Annotated in this window: 1 protein-coding gene; it reads left to right on the top strand. The window is 67.1% G+C overall.

Annotated elements, in window-relative coordinates; translation table 11 throughout:
- The first annotated feature begins 276 nt into the window (after positions 1 to 276).
- Positions 277 to 1,446: an IS30 family transposase gene (locus ACIOHC_RS43825; protein WP_401847051.1), complete on the top strand. Its 1,170-nt coding sequence runs from the start codon at positions 277 to 279 to the stop codon at positions 1,444 to 1,446.
- Positions 1,447 to 1,482: the final 36 nt, after the last annotated feature.

Here is a 1,482-nt window from a genome sequence, read left to right as displayed (position 1 = left end):
CTTGGGTTCTAACGGTCCTCGCAACACCCGCGATCTGTGGGAGTTGCGAGGACCGTGGGCGTTGAGCGGGTTGATCTTGCGGGGTTGAGGGAGCGTTTCCTTGTACGGCTGAATGTCGTGGGGAACGTGACGGTGGCGGCGCGTGAGCTGGGCGTGAACCGGAACACAGCGTTCGGTTGGGCCCGGAAAGCCGGGCGTGGGTCGGTGCGCTTGCCGCGGCGGCATCCGCGGCGGGACGAGTACGAGCGACTGCGGGCCAAGGGCGTTGCGCAGTCCATGGCGGCCAGGCGTGTCGGGGTGAACGAGCGCACGGCCAGGGACTGGGACCAGGGCGTGAAGAAGAGTGCCACGACGCGGACCTACGCCGATGGCCGCCGTGTCGATTACGCGGCGGGGACCGTCACGATGGGCCCTGTGACCACAGCATCGGTGGGTTTGGCGGCCCTGGACAAGCAGCTTCATCCGAGGTTCTTGACACTGGCCGAGCGCGAGCAGATCCGTGATCTTCGTATGGCGGGCCACTCACTTCGGGCGGTCGGACGTGCCCTGGGCCGGCCGGCCAGCACGATCAAGCGGGAGATCGATGCCGGCTCGGGCACCGCGGGCTACCAGCCCTATGCGGCCCACCGGGCAGCAGCCGCGCGCAGGCCCCGGCCCAAGGACCGCAAGTTGCTGCGCGAGGGCCGGTTGCGCTGCTTCGTCCAGGACGGATTGCGCAGGCGGTGGTCGCCGGAGCAGATCTGCCACGCTCTGTTCAAGGAACATCCCGACGACCAGAGCATGCGGGTGAGCATGGAAACGATCTACCAGGCACTGTATTTCCAGGCCCGTGGCGGCCTGAAACGGGAAGTACAGGCAGCGGTCCGCTCCGGCCGCACCCGCCGCAGACCGCGCCGGGACCCGGACCGACGCACTCCACGGTTCACCGACCCGATGGTCATGATCAGTGACCGCCCCGCCGATATCGAGGACCGGGCCGTGCCCGGTCACTGGGAAGGCGATCTGATCATCGGGGCCAACAGCCGCTCCGCGATCGCCACTCTGGTCGAGCGGACCACCCGCTACACCATGCTGGTCCACCTGCCCGGCGGAGCCCATGACGCCGAAACCGTCCGCGACGGCCTCGTCCGCACCATCCAGACCCTGCCCGCACACCTGCGGGGATCACTCACCTGGGACCAGGGAAGCGAGATGGCACGCCACAAGCAGTTCAGCATGGCCACAGGCATGCCCGTCTACTTCTGCGACCCCGCCTCGCCCTGGCAACGCGGCTCCAACGAAAACACCAACGGCCTGCTCCGCCAGTACTTCCCCAAAGGCACAGACCTGAGCCTCCACAGCCCCGAAGACCTCGAACACGTCGCCCAGGAACTCAACGGTCGTCCACGCAAGACGCTCGACTGGGATACCCCAGCCGAGCGTCTACGTGATCTACTCACCACCTAAAACCAGGCGGTGTTGCGAAGACCCCTAGAACCCAAG

The sequence above is a fragment of the Streptomyces sp. NPDC088252 genome (assembly GCF_044740965.1).
GTDB lineage: Bacteria > Actinomycetota > Actinomycetes > Streptomycetales > Streptomycetaceae > Streptomyces.
Note: the sequence above shows the minus strand (reverse complement) of the source record. Positions and strands in the feature narration are given on the sequence as shown.